Consider the following 14,962-nt stretch of genomic DNA (forward strand, 5'->3'; position numbering starts at 1 on the left):
CCCACCGGCCCACCGGCCCGCCGGCCCGCTCAGCGGATCTCCAGGATCTTCTCTCGCATCGCATAGACGACGGCTTCCATGCGGGAGTGCAGCTGGAGCTTCTCCAGGATGTTGCGCACGTGGTTCTTGACGGTGTTCTCGCTGATGAACAGCTCTTTGGCGATGTCGCGGTTGTTCATCCCGGTCGCCACCAGCTTGAGGACCTCCAGCTCCCGGTCGGTGAGCTTCGGCGCGGGCACGAGCTTGCTCTCGTCCGTCCGCTGGATCATCGACTTGAACTCGGTGAGCAGCTTGGCCGCCATCGAGGGGCTGATCTGCGACTGCCCGTCGGCCACGGCCCGGATGGCGGCGGAGACCTCGTCCGTGGAGATCTCCTTGAGGAGATAGCCGGTGGCTCCCGCCTTGATCGCGTCGTAGAGGTCGGCCTCCTCGTCGCTGATCGTCAGCATGATGATGCGGGCGCTGGGCGCCACCTCCTTGATGGAGGTGCAGGCCTCGATACCGCCTCGCTTGGGCATGCGCACATCCATCAGCACGATGTCCGGCAGCAGGTCGGCCGCCTTGTCCACCGCCTCGGCCCCGTCCCCGGCCTCCCCGACGACCTCGATGTCCTCCTCCTGCGCCAGGACGATCTCCAGCCCCCGGCGAAAGAGCTCGTGGTCGTCGACGACCAGCACCCTGATCGGCTCCTGGCACCGTTCCCGTGCGGGCGGGTCCGCCTCGGCCACCGGACCCGGGTGTGCATCGGGCATGGGCATCACGGGCCCGAAGCTGTCCACCATCGTTCCTCCCCCTGCACCCTGTCTCGCCACCAACCCCGCTACGGAGAAAGGAGGTTGGTGCGGGTCTTGATGTTACTCACGTCGGCGCCCCCGGCCGGGTTCCCATGACCTGCCGGGGGCGCGAACATCAAGCCGGTGACTCGCAGGGCTGTGCCGGCCGTCCTGCGCCGTCGTCAGCCGCTGAGCGCTCCGCCCGCGCCGGGCGGCGGCTCCTCGACGAACGGATCCGGCTCCAGATGAATCACGCCGTAGTCGTAACCGTGCCGACGGTAGACGACGCTCGGCTGCTTGGTCTCGGAGTCGATGAACAGGTAGAAGTCGTGACCCACCAACTCCATCTCGTAGAGCGCTTGGTCAAGCGTCATGGGCGCCGCCGCGTGCGTCTTCTCCCGCACGATGAGCGGCCCTTCCCCCTGGACTTCCAGGGACCCCACCCTGGTGACCGCGGGCTGGCCGTCGGCCTGAGGGGGAGCGGCCACCGACCCGGCGGCCCCTTCGAGTTCTCCGTTGAGTTCCGAGGCGAGATGGGCGGTCGCCGCCGCCACACTCATCGGTGCGCGGCTTCCGCCACGGTGGACGCGGCGTTTGTCGGCCTGCTTGCGCATCCTGGCTTCCAGCTTGCTGGAGGCCAGGTCCAATGCCGCGTACGGGTCGGAGGCGGCTGCCTCCGCTCGGATGACCGGTCCACGCGTACGCAGGGTGATCTCCACCCTGTCGGAACGGTCGGCCTGCCGGGGGTTGTGCTCCTTGGCCACCTCGACCTCAAGGTTGATCACCTTGCCGTCGAGCTTCCTGACCTTTTCCAGCTTCTCGGCCACGTGCTTGCGGAACCGGTCGGGCACCTCTGTCTTACGGCCCTTGACGACGATGTCCACGCAGAACTCCGTTCCCGGACGGTCCGCGACACTCGGTGCGGAGCGTCCTTGGTGCACTGACGCCGGAGGTCGGCCCTCTTGCCGATGGCTCTCCGGCTCGAGGTCGGCTTGCGAGTTTCACCTCCTTCTCCCCCGAAGGGAAGATCGCCACCCAATCCGAACGTACCTCCACCGGGGGATGCTCGGCACCCCCTACTGGCACGTACCTCCGATCAGGCGAGTCATCCCTCGTATCACCTGCAACGACGATCTCAATCTGGTAGTTCCAGCAGATGCCCAATCGGTTACCGTGCGCGACTTATCGTGCTCGGTTCACTTGTCCGCGCGCACCGCCAGCACCGCGGCCGAGCCCACTCCTCCCAGGGCTCTGGCCGCTTCTGCCAGCGAGGCGCCCGTTGTCATCACATCGTCCACCAGCACCACCCGCCCCGCACCCAGCAGCCGGGCCCCGGCTGGCGCCGGCTCCAGTGCTCCCGCAAGATTCGCGGTCCGTTGCGCTGCCGTCAGCCCCGCCTGGTCGACGACCCAGCGTCGCTGGCGCAGCACAGGCAGCACCCGGACGGCCATGCCCTCCCTCCTGAGCGTCCGCGCGGCCTCCCGCGCCAGGCGCCGTACCGGGTCGTGCCCCCGTCCCGCGACAGCCCGGCGCGCTGAGGGCACCGGGACGAGCGTGACCGGCGCCCCGCGCCCGCGCTCGCGCCCGCGGGAGAGGCCGCCACCCCGGGAGGACGGCCCGCGCCCTGCGGAGGCGGCGGGAGCGGGTTCGGCGAGCCCCACGGAGGCGGCCGGGGCGGCCTGCGGTGCGTTCGCGGCCAGGCGGACGGCGCGGGCCAGCACCGTCCCCAGTGGCGCGGCCAGCCCGAGGGCACCGCGCTCCTTGTGAGCGAGCAGCGCGGCCCGCACCCCGCCGGTGTACGTGAGCGCTCCGTACACCCGAGGCAGCCCGGACGGTACGCGCGAGGGCCACACCCGCCGCGGCACCGCGCCCTTCAGCACGCTGCTGCACTCTTCGCACAAGCGGTCCCGCTCGCGCGGACGACCGCACCCGGCACACCCCATGGGAAGCACCAGACCTGCGATTTCCCGCGGGAGGCTCTGCCATGTCTCCCGCATGGCCTCCACTGTGGCAGCACGGGCACGACGCCACCAGCCCTGTGGATAACTCCCGGATCCGGCGTCCGAGATCCGACTTCGCACTCGAACGCCTGAGGGGCGGCGAAGAATCGCAGCAGGTCAGGGCGGGGCCAGACCAGACCAGACCAGACCAGACCAGACCACCAGGCCAGGGGCAGAGGCAGGGGCAGAGGGGCAGTCTGATCGAGTCAGACCGTGCGGGCGAGGCTCATCCCGGGTAGGCCGGTGCGGATCCGGTCTCTGTGAGCATCTTCCAGTTCGCGTCAGGGGGCAGCCGCACGATGCCGTCCTCGGAGTCGGCGAGCAGCGGCTTGTTCTCGTCCTCCGAAGCGGCCACGCCCGTCACGTCGTTGATACCGGGTAGCGCCGGCTGGTCCGAGATCGAGCCGTCCGTCTCCATGTACTGCACCTGCTGCACGCTGCCCGACTCGCGCCCCACCACCACGAGCCGGCTGCCGCCCGCCCAGGACGCCGCGGAGACGTCCTCCAGGTGCGGTGCGATCGGACGCAGTTGTTCGACGGTCAGCTTCGGCTCCTTCGCGGTCCCTTCGCGCACCACCCGTCCCAGTTGCAGCGAGGTGTGTCCGTCCTGCTCCCGTACCCGCAGCGCGATCCGCACTCCGTCCGAGGCGATCCGCAGCGACTCGATCCGCTCGTCCTCGTCCAGGTCAGGTACCCGCACCTCGTCCGGCTCGTCCTTGCCGCCGCGCAACCGCAGCAGTCGCCGCTTGTCCGGATCCCGGTCCGCGACCCACAGGTCGCCCAGGCCGTCCCAACTCGGCGCCGTCAGCCTGTCCTTCTCGTGTGCGGCCTTGCTGGTGAGCACCGGGTCGCCGAGCACGGTGGAGGCGCTGCCGTCCAGCGAAGCGACGTACAGCGCGCGACGGCCGCGCGAGACGGCCGCTCCCTCGCTCTCGATCCGGTTGACCGCGACGGCCCCCATCTCGACGTGGCCGCTGCCCAGCGGCCCCGGCACGGGATGTGGCGACTCCTTGCGCTGGAAGGCGGCGACCCGGTGGTCCTCGTCGATGAAGTACGCCTTCTTCGCGCTCCCGTTGAGCCGTCCCGGCTGGTACGGGGCGACCTGCTCCCGTGTGCGGGTGCACAGTTCGCGATCGGTGGGGCCGGCCAGCTCGACCTTGCTGACCTTCGCGGAGGCCTGGTCCTGTACGGCATACAGGACTTGTGCCGCCATGCGCCCGCATCGGGCCACCCCGGCGGTTGCTCCCCGCGCGTTCAACTGCACTCTGAGCACCCCCGAGTCGTTCAGCGACAGGTGCTGGCGCGGTGCCAGGCGCGTACCGCGCGGGAAGGAGGAGGTGACGACCGGATCGAGCCAGCCGGACGGCCCCTGCAGCAACGCGGAGACGGTTTCGGTGACCGGGTTGATACGGCGCCGCAGATAGACGGGATCAGCGACGAGCACACTCTGTCCGTCCGTGATCGAATCGGCGTCCGGGCCCAGCTGCGCGTAGTAGTACGTGTTGACGGGCCGGTAGATGCGCTGGAAGTCGGACTCGCCCAGCAGGAGACCGTCCGGCATCTGGTCGATACGCCACTGCTTGTCCACCTTCGTCAGGTGGAAGACCTCGCTGTAGTCGCCCTGGGAGGGCGAGTAGGCGTGCTTGCTGTCGACCTCCGCCATACGCGTACCGGAGATCTCGACGGAGTAGCCGTCCGCGGCGATCGCTCTGCTGCGCGGCGCCTTGCGTGCGCTCGGACCGTCCGACAGTACGGTCGTCGACGCGAACGGGTCCCAGTCGCGCGCCATCCTGGGCGTCAGATACTCCCGCGCAGTGGGAAAGGTCGCCTCGTCACTGGTCGTGGCCTCCAGGAAACCCCGCACGATCTGCGTCGGCGACTCGCCCTTCTGCGGACTGACGCTGTAGACCCTCACCTGGGAGTCCGCCTCGGCGCGACTGGAGGAGTCGACCTGGTCGACGCTTCCGTCGTCCGGCATGGACGCGCACCCGGCCAGCAGCACGGCGCACACCGCCGGCACCAGCAGCGCACGCGCACGGCGCGCCAGAGCCCGTGAACGGCGTGGAGCGCGTGAAGCGGCGCCCAGTCGCTGCGAACGGCGCTCGCCCCTCATCCGCGCTCCCCTCCCGTTCCTGCCTCGCCCGGCCGTGCCTCACCCGGCCGTGCCTCACCCGCTCGTGCCCCACTCGGCCGCCGGCTGTTCGCAGCGCCTCCGCCACCCGGCAGCGCCGCGGCCGGCACCGGGGACGGCGCTGAACCAGCGGTTGCGAGCTCTTTCCTGCGCCGGGAGTCCTCCGGCTCCAGCCGCAACGGCGATCCGCGCAGCGGCTCCCCCGCGGTGCAGGGCACCACGAGCAGGAACTGCGAGCCGTTCCCCTGCTCGCCCCACGCGCGCAGCCATCCGCCGTGCAGCCGCGCGTCCTCCAGCGCGATGGACAGGCCGAGACCTGTGCCGCCCGTGGTCCTGGCCCGGGCCGGGTCGGCCCGCCAGAAGCGGTTGAAGACGCGCTCCGCTTCGCCCTTCTTGAGGCCGACCCCGTAGTCACGCACCGCCACCGCCACGGCACCGCCCCCGGTCGCGAGCCGCACCACGACATCGCGGCCCTCACCGTGCTCGACGGCGTTGCCCACGAGATTGCGCAGCACCCGCTCGATCCTGCGGCTGTCCACTTCCGCGACCACCGGCTGCTCGTCACCGCGCACGAGGATCCGCCCGCCCTTCCGCTCGGCGAGCGGCTCGCAGCCCTCGACGACCCGGTGAACCACGTCCCGCAGATCGACGGGGCCGGCCTCCAGGTTGGCCGCACCGGCGTCGAACCTGCTGATCTCCAGCAGGTCACCCAGCAGCGACTCGAACCGGTCCAGCTGCCCGAGCAGCAGTTCGGCCGACCGCGCCGTCGCCGGGTCGAAGTCCTCGCGCGCCTCATGGATGACGTCGGCCGCCATCCGCACCGTCGTCAGCGGCGTCCGCAACTCGTGCGAGACGTCCGAGACGAACCGACGCTGCATCCGGGAAAGCTCCTCCAGTTGCTGGATCTTGTTCTGGAGGTTCTGCGCCATCTTGTTGAACGACTCGCCCAGACGTGCGATGTCGTCCTCGCCGGTGACCTTCATCCGCTCCTGGAGCCGCCCGGCCGCCAGCCGCTCGGAGATTCCCGCGGCCATCCGCACCGGCGTCACCACCTGCCGCACCACCAGCCACGCGATCGCCCCCAGCAGAACGACCACGAACACCCCCGCAGTGGCCAGCGTCCCCTTGACCAGGCTCAGCGACTCCTCTTCCTGGGTGAAGGGGAAGACGTAGTAGAGCTGGTAGGGATTGCCCCGCGCGTCGTTGAGACGCTTGCCGACGATCAGCGCCGGGTCGCTGCTGCGGTCCTGGTGGTAGACCCGGGCGTAACGGCGGTGGGGGCCGGGCTCGTCGTCCAGAGCCTTGCGCAGATCAGCGGGGACGCTGTCCTCAGGGCGGATGTCGCCGGTGGAGCGCGGGCCCCGGGTCGTGGTCGCGCTGTTGCCCAGGAACGGCGACTCGTCGTTCTCGGAACCGAGCGCCACGACCGAGTAGACGCCCTGGCCGCCACTGGCCAGCTGCTCGACCAGGTTGTTCAACCACGTGCTCGAATTCTGGGTACCCCGACCGCCACGGACGCCGTTGTCGATCACGGTGCCACCGGGCCCGGCGCCCGCACTGTCGGCCATGTGTTCGGCTGCGGCGAAGCCGCCGGACGCCTGACTCTGCGCCGTCTTCTCCTTGGCCTCCAGCAGACCGTTGCGTACCTGGCCGATGACGACAAGCCCCAGCAGCAGCACCACGCCGAGAGAGAGCAGCAGAGTGGCCACCACCACCCGTAGCTGGATGTTGCGTCGCCACAGCCGCATGACCGGCAGCAGCGGCCTGCGGACCCACCGCACGAAGAAGCGCACCATGGGGCGTGCGCCAGGACCCGTCGCGCCCTCCGGCAGCAGCCCGTCCGAGAACAGGACACCACTTCGCCACAAACGCCCGAATTTGGAAATATCGGACTCCCGCCCCGTGCTCCGTCCGCCACCGGCGCGAGGCGGAGCCGAGGAATTGCGGGTCATCTCAGCTGGGCCCGGCCTTGTATCCGACACCGCGCACGGTCACCACGATCTCCGGCCGCTCCGGGTCCCTCTCGACCTTGGAACGCAGCCGCTGCACGTGCACGTTCACCAGCCGGGTGTCCGCCGCGTGCCGGTACCCCCACACCTGCTCCAGCAGCACCTCGCGCGTGAAGACCTGCCACGGCTTGCGCGCCAGCGCCACCAGAAGATCGAACTCGAGCGGGGTCAGGGCTATGGACCGCCCGTCCCGCTTGACCGAATGCCCCGCCACGTCGATCACCAGATCGCCGATCGCCAACTGCTCCGGCGCCGGCTCCTCGGACCGGCGCAGCCGGGCCCTGATCCGCGCCACCAGCTCCTTCGGCTTGAACGGCTTGACGATGTAGTCGTCCGCACCGGACTCCAGCCCGACCACCACATCGACCGTGTCGGTCTTGGCCGTGAGCATGACCACCGGCACCCCGGACTCCGCCCGGATCAGCCGGCACACCTCGATACCGTCCCGACCGGGCAGCATCAGGTCGAGCAGCACCAGATCCGGCTTGGTCTCCCGGAAGGCGGCAAGCGCCTTGTCACCATCCGCGACGAACGACGGTTCGAAGCCTTCTCCGCGCAGCACAATGCCGAGCATCTCTGCCAGTGCGGTGTCGTCGTCGACGACAAGGACGCGTCCCTTCATGACCTCATCATCCCATCAGCCGATCGCGACGCCTGCCTTCGTGACGCGGAACACAGCTCCGCGAGGCGCTCAGACGTCACCGGAGAAGCCACCCCTTCGTCCGTCACCACGGCGGTGACCAGTTCGGACGGCGTCACATCGAACGCCGGATTGTATGCCTGAGCTCCCACGGGAGCCAGAGCCCGCCCCTCCTCTTTCTCCACCCCCGAAAGGCCACTCCTGCCCCACGGCCCCTCGGTCACCTCGTGCGCGGCACGCTGCTCGACCTCGATGTCACCCCCCGAAGCAGTAGCCGGATCGATCGTCGTCACCGGAGCCACCACCACGAACGGCACCCCGTGGTGTCTCGCCAGCACCGCCAGCGGATACGTTCCCACCTTGTTCGCCACCGAGCCGTCCGCGGCAATCCGGTCGGCCCCCACCAGCACCGCGTCCACCTCACCCGACGCGAACAACGAACCGGCCGCACTGTCGGTCAGGACGCTGTAGACCATCCCCGCCTTCGCCGCCTCGTACGCCGTCAACCGCGCTCCCTGCAGCAGTGGCCGCGTCTCCCCCACCCACAGCCGCCGCAACCCGCCGGCCCGGTGCACCGCCTTGACGACGGCCAGCGCCGTACCGTTCCCGCCGGAGACCAGCGTCCCCGTGTTGCAGTGCGTCAGGATCCGCAACCCGTCACCGGGCACGAGCTCCTCCAGCAGCGCACGCCCATGCCCGGCCAGCCGGTCACTGCCCTCGGCGTCCTCCCGGTGCAGCGCCCGCGCCTGAGCCAACGCACGCACAGCCGCAGCCCCCGCCCCCTCGCCCGAGCGCTCCGCCTCCCGATACGCCGCCTCCACACGGCGGGCGCCGTACGCGAGGTTCACCGCCGTCGGCCGCGCATGCGCCAATTGCTCCGCCGCGTCCGCCACGTCGAACCCACGCGCCGCGGCCAGCGCGACCCCATAGGCACCGGTGATCCCGAGCAACGGCGCACCCCGCACCGCCAGCGACTGGATGGCATCCACCAGAGCCGGCACATCCGTGCACACCAACTCCGTCTCCTCGCGCGGGAGCCGCCTCTGGTCGAGGAGTACCACGGCGGGACCCTCCGGCGACTCCTCGTAACGGATCACGGGCACACGCTCTTCAGCCATCCGCCCAGTCTGCCCTCTCAGCGCAGGCCACTTGAAGGGCATGGGCCGCTCCCGCCTGGCCCCCGGCGCCCCGGCCCGTGGCACGATGGGCAGCCAACCAGGCACGGGACTACCCACACGAGGTGACCTCACGTGAACGACTCCCCGGGCTGGGCTGCGCCCGGACCCTCCTCGCCCGAACCCGACCCCGCCGCCGCGGCCCCCGCCGAGAAAGGCGCCGGAACGGAGGCCGAGAAGGCCCAGGGCACCCCGGGTGACGACACGGAGCACACCACCTCCCAAGCCACGCCACAGTCCTCGCCGAGCGAGCCCACAAACCAGCGCCCTCCCAACTGGGCCCCCGAGCAGCCTCCGGCCGCCCCGCACAGCTGGACCTGGGGCAGCCAGGGCGGAACTCCCGCCACAGGACAAGGACCGCAAGCCGGGCACGGACAGCCCCGAGGTCACGGATGGGGTCCCACCCCGCCACCGCCCGGCGGCCCCGGTTGGCACCAGCCCGGCTGGCACCCCGGCTGGGCCCAACAGCCCCAGGCGCCCAAGCCCGGCGTCGTTCCCCTGCGCCCCCTCGGCGTGGGCGAAGTCCTCGACGGCTCGGTCAGCACCATGCGGGCACACTGGCGCACTGTCCTCGGCATCTCCCTCGCCGTCGCAGTCATCACCGAAGTGGTCGCCGCCCTCGTCATGGGCCTCTGGCTCAACAACACCAGCGAACTCGACGCCCTCGCCAACAACGACAACCCCAGCCTGGACGACCTGAACAACGCCTTCAGCGGTGTGCTCAGCAGCCTCGCCGTCGTCGCCGTCGTCGGCATGCTGGGCAGCGTGATCGCCACCGCGATGCTGACCGTCGTCGTCAGCCGGGCGGTCCTCGGCCGCTCCGTCACACTGAGCGAAGCCTGGCGCGACTCCCGCCCTCAGCTGCTGCGCCTGCTCGGCCTGCTGGTCCTCATCCCCCTCCTGGTCTCCGCGGCCATGCTGGTCTGCTTGCTCCCTGGCCTCCTCGCCTCGTTCGCCGGCGTAAGCAGCCTGGCGATCATCCTGCTCTTCTTCGGTTTCCTTGGCGGCATCGTCGCCGCCGTCTGGATGTGGGTCCGCTTCTGCCTCGCACCGCCCGCACTGATGCTGGAGAAGCAGGGACTGATCGCCGCGATGCGCCGCTCAGGCAAGCTTGTCAGTGGCAGTTGGTGGCGCATCCTGGGCATTCAGCTCCTGGCATTCGTCCTGGTCACCGCTATCTCCTTCGTCATCTCGATTCCGGCCACCGCACTCTCCGCCCTCGTGAGCGGAGGAGCGACACTCACCGACACCGCAGCCGCAACCGGCTGGACAGCGCTGATCATCAACGGCATCGGGTCCGTCGTGGCCTCGACCCTCTCCCTCCCCCTCAACGCCGGCATCACAGCGCTCCTCTATCTCGACCAGCGCATCCGCCGCGAGGCGCTCGACCTCGAACTGGCCCGCGCCGCAGGCGTCCCCGGCTACGAGCGCCGCGACACCGAGCCGCCCGCACCGGGAAGCTGAGGTCATGCCGGGGGGCATCACAAGCGGCCTGCCGCTCCACACCGCCGCGCTCCGCCAAGCGGTGGGCGCGGTGGTACACGGTGATCACGACGTCCCCGTCACCACCCCCCGGCTGCCCGCCCGTGAGGACGCCGAGCGCGAACTGTCCAGACCCGAGTACCACCAGCACGACCCACCTCTCTACCAACGCGCCCTCGACTGGCTGTGGCACCGCCTCTCCGACCTGCTGAACGCCGCCGCAGAAGCAGCCCCGGGCGGCTGGGTCGGTCTGCTCGCCGTCTGTCTCCTCGTCGCCCTCCTTCTCGTCTCTGTCCGCCTACGCCTGGGCAGACTCCGTCCCGAGCCGGCCACGGACTCCGGCGCCCTCTTCACCGACCGCCCGCGCAGCGCCGCAGAGCATCGGGCAGCCGCCGAAAACCACGCCCACGCCGGCAACTGGAACGCCGCCGTCCAGGAACGCATGCGAGGCGTGGTCCGCTCCCTGGAAGAGCGCGCCCTGCTCGACCCCCGCCCTGGCCGCACCGCCGACGAGGCCGCAGCCGAAGCAGGCCAGGCACTGCCACACCACGCCGCACGACTTCGCGCAGCCGCCCATGCCTTCGACGAAGTGACGTACGCCGACCGCCCGGCCGACCGCGCCTCCTACGAGGACCTACGCGACCTGGACGCCACGCTCCTCGACACGCCCCCTCTCCCGAGTCCCGAACCCGTCTCCTCCACGCCGACCCGACGCGGGGGCCCCGCGTGACGGCCCCGGCCCCCACCTCGACCTCTCCGACAGCTCGCCACCTGTGGCGCCGGGCCCGCGGTCTCCTTCTGGCCGCCGCCCTCATCTCGGTGACCGCCCTCGCCCTCGCCGCTCTGCGCTCCGGCGAGGAGAACGGCTCGCTCGACCCCCGGTCATCGGCCCCCTACGGCAGCAAGGCCGTCTCCCGCCTCCTCTCCGAGCACGGTGTCCGCACAAAGGTCCTCACCAACCCCGCGCAGTTGCGCACCGCAGTAGGGCCCGACACCACGCTTGTCGTACCGTTCCCCGACTCACTCCCCGACGACCGGCGCACGAGCCTTCGCGCAGCCACGCGCAAAAGCGGCCGGACCCTTCTCCTCGCCCCGAACCCCCGGACCACGGCCGCCCTCACCCACGGCATTCGCACCGCCGCCCCGGTCCACACGAACCCAACGCCCCCGGCCTGCGACCTCCCCGCCGCTCACCGTGCCGGTGACGCCGACCTCGGTGGCTTCCGCTACACCACCGACGCCGAGGACGCCGACTCCTGCTACCTCCGCGACGGCAAAGCCACCCTCCTGCGCGTGCCCCGGTCCAGCCCCGCCGACCCCAACCCGACCGACCCCAACCCGACCGGGCCCAGACCGGCCGGGGACACGGTGCTCGTGGGGTCACCCGACCCCCTCTACAACAAACACCTGGACGAGCACGGCAACGCCTCCCTCACCCTGCAACTCCTCGGAGCTCACTCCAAGCTCCTGTGGTATCTCCCCGAGCCGACCAGCGCCGGCCCCGCACCGAGCGAGGAGCGCAGCTTCCTCGACCTTCTGCCCAGCGGCTGGTCGTGGGCAGCACTCCAGCTCGCTGTCGCCGCCGCCTTCGCCGCACTCTGGAGGGCGCGCCGACTCGGGCCGCTCGTCACCGAGCGGCTCCCCGTCCACGTGCCGGCAGCCGAGGCCACCGAGGGCAGGGCGCGCCTCTACCGCCGCGCCAACGCCCGCGGCCACGCGGCCGACGCACTACGCTCCGCCACCCGTGCCCGGCTCGCCCCGCGGATCGGAGTGCCTGTCGCACAGGCACACCGCTCCGAGAGCCTGATCCCCGCCTTGGCCGACCAGGCGGCCAACGGGCATTCCTCCGACACGGATGGCGCCCGCGCCGAGTCTGCTGCCCTTCGCTTCCTCCTCTTCGGCCTCCCTCCCCGAGACGACGCCGCGCTGATTGCCCTCGCCGACGACCTCGATCGCCTGGAGCGGCGGTTCCTCGACCACACCAGCCCGGACACACCACCGACAGACAAGGACGTCCGCTCGTGAGCGCCCCCTCCGCAGACAGCGCCCGCACCGCCCTCGAGGCACTCCGCCAGGAAATCTCCAAGGCCGTCGTGGGCCAGGACGCGGCGGTCACCGGCCTCGTCATCGCGCTACTGTGCCGGGGCCACGTCCTGTTGGAAGGCGTGCCCGGTGTCGCCAAGACACTGCTCGTCCGCACTCTGGCCACCGCCCTCGAACTCGGCACCAAGCGCGTCCAGTTCACACCTGACCTGATGCCCAGTGACGTCACCGGCTCGCTCATCTACGACGCGCGCACCGCCGAGTTTTCCTTTCAGCCCGGCCCGGTCTTCACCAACCTCCTTCTCGCCGACGAGATCAACCGCACCCCACCCAAGACCCAGGCCGCCCTCCTGGAGGCCATGGAAGAACACCAGATCACCGTCGACGGAGCGCCCCGCTCACTGCCGGAACCGTTCCTTGTCGCAGCGACCCAGAACCCGGTCGAGTACGAGGGCACCTACCCTCTCCCCGAAGCACAGCTCGACCGCTTCCTGTTGAAGCTGCACGTCCCCCTGCCCTCACGCGACGCCGAGATCGACGTCCTGACACGGCACGCTTCCGGTTTCGACCCGAGGGACCTGACCGCCGTGGGCGTACAGCCCGTGGCCGGAGCCGCCGAGATCCGGGCAGCGCGCGCCGCTGTGGCCACCGTCTCGCTGGCCCCGGAAATCACCGGTTACATCGTGGATATCTGTCGTGCCACTCGCGATTCCCCCTCACTCGCTCTCGGGGTCTCACCCCGAGGCGCCACCGCTCTGCTCTCCACCGCCCGCGCCTGGGCCTGGCTCACCGGCCGGGACTACGTCATCCCCGACGACGTCAAAGCCTTCGCGCCACCCACGTTCCGGCACCGGGTTCAACTCCGCCCCGAGGCGGAGATGGAAGGCATCACCGCGGACAGCGTGATCACTTCGATCCTTTCCCACGTCCCGGTCCCCCGCTGAGAGAGCTGGCTCCCCTCCCATGGCCCTCACTGGACGAACAGCACTCATCGCCGCCCTCGGAGCGCTCTTCGTGGGACTCGTGCAACCCAGTTGGACCGGTCTGCTCGCCGTCGAACTTCCTCTGCTGCTTGCCATCGTCGCCGACCTCGCCTGGGCAGCACCAGTGAATCAGCTGGTGTTCACCCGAAGCGGTGACACCTCAGTTCGACTAGGCGAACGCTTGTCCGTCTCCCTTGTTGTCAGCAACCCCACCCGTCGCACCCTGCGCGCCTATCTCCGTGACGCTTGGCCGCCAAGCTGCTACCCGGGCGACGCATCGCACGAGGCCGACCGACATCACCTGCGCATTCCCTCCCAAGAGCGCCGACGCCTCACGACGAGCCTGCGGCCCACCAGGCGGGGCGACCGAGAGGCCGAGCGCATCACCGTGCGCTCGTACGGCCCGCTCGGTCTTGCCGCCCGCCAAGGCCACCACAGCGTCCCCTGGACGATCCGCGTGCTGCCGGCCTTCGACAGCCGCAAACACCTCCCGGCCAAACTGGCCCGCCTCCGCGAGCTCGACGGCCGGACAAGCGTTCTGACACGCGGCGAAGGCACCGAGTTCGACAGCCTGCGCGAGTACGTCCCCGGCGACGACACCCGCTCAATCGACTGGCGTGCCACCGCCCGCCAGTCGGCCGTGGCCGTACGAACGTGGCGGCCCGAACGCGACCGCAGAGTGCTGCTTGTCCTCGACACAGGCCGGACCTCCGCAGGACGACTCGGCGACCTGCCGCGGCTCGACATCTCCATGGATGCGGCGCTCCTCCTCGCCGCATTGGCCTCCCGCGCCGGCGACAGGGTCGATCTCCTCGCACACGATCGAGTGAGCAGGTCGCGGGTCGCCGGACGCTCCGGGCCTCACCTGCTGCCAGCGTTCGTCGACGCAATGGCCCGCCTGGAACCGGCACTCATCGAAACCGACCTTCGCGGACTCGCATCAGCCGCCCTGCTTATGGCGCCACAACGGTCCCTTGTGGTCCTATTCACCGGCCTCGACCGAGCCCCGGTCGAGGAGGGCTTGTTGCCCGTCCTTCCGCTTCTCACCCAACGGCACACCGTTGTCCTCGCGGCTGTCGCGGACCCCCGCGTCCAGGACATGGCCCGCGCCCGCGGCACGCTCGACGCCGTCTACCAGGCAGCAGCCGCAGCGCAAGCTCAGGCGGAACGACATGAAACCGCAGCTCGCCTACGCCGGTACGGAGTCACTGTCGTGGACGCCCCGCCAGCCCAACTCGCTCCCGCGCTGGCCGACACGTACCTGGCGCTCAAAGCCGCAGGCCAACTGTAAGACGTAGGAGTCCCCGGGCCCGATGAACGGGACGGTTGTGCAAGAGGGGCGGTTGTTCCTGCGGGCAGCTTCATGGAGGCTTACGGGATTCGCGTGAAGGCTCGTGGATCCACTGTCACGCCACTCGGGGCCACAGTGATGTGCGCTGCCTGGCGGCTACTGAAGAGGGGGCAGCTGCTCATTCCCCTGGGTCGTCATGCTCCGCAGAAGCGGGAAAGAGTCCCGGAAATGGAAAAAGCCCCGTTGGCGTGTGCCAACGGGGCTTTCCCTTACGTATAGTTCGGCGGCGTCCTACTCTCCCACACGCTCCCGCATGCAGTACCATCGGCGCTGAAAGGCTTAGCTTCCGGGTTCGGAATGTAACCGGGCGTTTCCCTCACGCTATGACCACCGAAACACTATGAAACACAACCGGCACAACCCCAATCGTGGGGG

11 protein-coding genes, 1 rRNA gene and 1 pseudogene are annotated in these 14,962 nt (G+C 70.1%); 5 read left to right on the forward strand and 8 right to left on the reverse strand.

Translation table 11 applies throughout. The features are described from left to right. Nucleotides 1-29: 29 nt before the first annotated feature. The 7 genes and pseudogenes from AB8Z75_RS19455 to mtnA form a co-directional block, all read right to left on the reverse strand. Nucleotides 30-689, reverse strand: a pseudogene (locus tag AB8Z75_RS19455) (response regulator); the annotation flags it as partial. Nucleotides 690-955: 266 nt separating this feature from the next. Beyond that, the gene (gene raiA, locus AB8Z75_RS19460; protein ID WP_369203688.1) at nucleotides 956-1,657 is read right to left on the reverse strand and encodes a ribosome-associated translation inhibitor RaiA; all 702 of its coding nucleotides are present in this window, start codon (nucleotides 1,655-1,657) and stop codon (nucleotides 956-958) included. A 312-nt stretch (nucleotides 1,658-1,969) separates the two neighbouring features. Beyond that, a complete protein-coding gene (locus AB8Z75_RS19465) occupies nucleotides 1,970-2,590 on the reverse strand; it encodes a ComF family protein (protein ID WP_369203689.1) in 621 nt (206 codons plus the stop codon). A 409-nt stretch (nucleotides 2,591-2,999) separates the two neighbouring features. Next, on the reverse strand, nucleotides 3,000-4,751 hold the full coding sequence (locus AB8Z75_RS19470) for an LpqB family beta-propeller domain-containing protein (protein WP_369203691.1): 1,752 nt from the start codon (nucleotides 4,749-4,751) through the stop codon (nucleotides 3,000-3,002). Between the two features lie 131 nt (nucleotides 4,752-4,882). Continuing rightward, a complete protein-coding gene (gene mtrB / locus AB8Z75_RS19475; protein WP_369203693.1) occupies nucleotides 4,883-6,856 on the reverse strand; it encodes an MtrAB system histidine kinase MtrB in 1,974 nt (657 codons plus the stop codon). 1 nt (nucleotide 6,857) lies between these two features. Beyond that, a complete protein-coding gene (mtrA, locus tag AB8Z75_RS19480; protein WP_114013830.1) occupies nucleotides 6,858-7,535 on the reverse strand; it encodes a two-component system response regulator MtrA in 678 nt (225 codons plus the stop codon). After that, complete coding sequence (mtnA, locus tag AB8Z75_RS19485; RefSeq protein ID WP_369203696.1) at nucleotides 7,532-8,671, reverse strand: S-methyl-5-thioribose-1-phosphate isomerase; 1,140 nt, start codon at nucleotides 8,669-8,671, stop codon at nucleotides 7,532-7,534. Before mtnA ends, mtrA begins: the two co-directional genes overlap by 4 nt. 132 nt (nucleotides 8,672-8,803) lie before the next feature. Here mtnA and AB8Z75_RS19490 point away from each other — a divergent pair, with 132 nt between their 5' ends. From AB8Z75_RS19490 to AB8Z75_RS19510, 5 genes are read left to right on the forward strand one after another with little or no spacing between them, the layout of a single operon-like run. Beyond that, nucleotides 8,804-10,192 (forward strand): hypothetical protein, encoded by a 1,389-nt coding sequence (locus AB8Z75_RS19490; protein WP_369203698.1) that lies wholly within the window; start codon nucleotides 8,804-8,806, stop codon nucleotides 10,190-10,192. Nucleotides 10,193-10,196: 4 nt separating this feature from the next. Further along, the gene (locus tag AB8Z75_RS19495) at nucleotides 10,197-10,940 is read left to right on the forward strand and encodes a DUF4129 domain-containing protein (protein WP_369203700.1); all 744 of its coding nucleotides are present in this window, start codon (nucleotides 10,197-10,199) and stop codon (nucleotides 10,938-10,940) included. Further along, nucleotides 10,937-12,235: a DUF4350 domain-containing protein gene (locus AB8Z75_RS19500; protein ID WP_369203702.1), complete on the forward strand. Its 1,299-nt coding sequence runs from the start codon at nucleotides 10,937-10,939 to the stop codon at nucleotides 12,233-12,235. The genes AB8Z75_RS19495 and AB8Z75_RS19500 overlap by 4 nt, the downstream gene beginning before the upstream one ends. After that, the gene (locus tag AB8Z75_RS19505) at nucleotides 12,232-13,197 is read left to right on the forward strand and encodes an AAA family ATPase (RefSeq protein ID WP_369203704.1); all 966 of its coding nucleotides are present in this window, start codon (nucleotides 12,232-12,234) and stop codon (nucleotides 13,195-13,197) included. The genes AB8Z75_RS19500 and AB8Z75_RS19505 overlap by 4 nt, the downstream gene beginning before the upstream one ends. 19 nt (nucleotides 13,198-13,216) lie before the next feature. Further along, a complete protein-coding gene (locus AB8Z75_RS19510; RefSeq protein WP_369203706.1) occupies nucleotides 13,217-14,527 on the forward strand; it encodes a DUF58 domain-containing protein in 1,311 nt (436 codons plus the stop codon). Between the two features lie 278 nt (nucleotides 14,528-14,805). On the opposite strand, the gene rrf is transcribed toward AB8Z75_RS19510, so the two are convergent. Next, nucleotides 14,806-14,922 (reverse strand): 5S ribosomal RNA (gene rrf, locus AB8Z75_RS19515). Between the last annotated feature and the right edge of the window lie 40 nt (nucleotides 14,923-14,962).

This window comes from Streptomyces sp. PU-14G, assembly GCF_041028275.1.
Classification (GTDB): Bacteria; Actinomycetota; Actinomycetes; order Streptomycetales; family Streptomycetaceae; genus Streptomyces.

Excerpts from the sequence above, each read along its gene's own strand:
- AB8Z75_RS19470 (WP_369203691.1), bottom strand. The coding sequence starts at position 4,751 with ATGCCGGACGACGGAAGCGTCGACCAGGTCGACTCCTCCAGTCGCGCC.
- mtrB (WP_369203693.1), bottom strand. The coding sequence starts at position 6,856 with ATGACCCGCAATTCCTCGGCTCCGCCTCGCGCCGGTGGCGGACGGAGC.
- mtrA (WP_114013830.1), bottom strand. The coding sequence starts at position 7,535 with ATGAAGGGACGCGTCCTTGTCGTCGACGACGACACCGCACTGGCAGAG.
- mtnA (WP_369203696.1), bottom strand. The coding sequence starts at position 8,671 with ATGGCTGAAGAGCGTGTGCCCGTGATCCGTTACGAGGAGTCGCCGGAG.
- AB8Z75_RS19495 (WP_369203700.1), top strand. The coding sequence starts at position 10,197 with ATGCCGGGGGGCATCACAAGCGGCCTGCCGCTCCACACCGCCGCGCTC.
- AB8Z75_RS19510 (WP_369203706.1), top strand. The coding sequence starts at position 13,217 with ATGGCCCTCACTGGACGAACAGCACTCATCGCCGCCCTCGGAGCGCTC.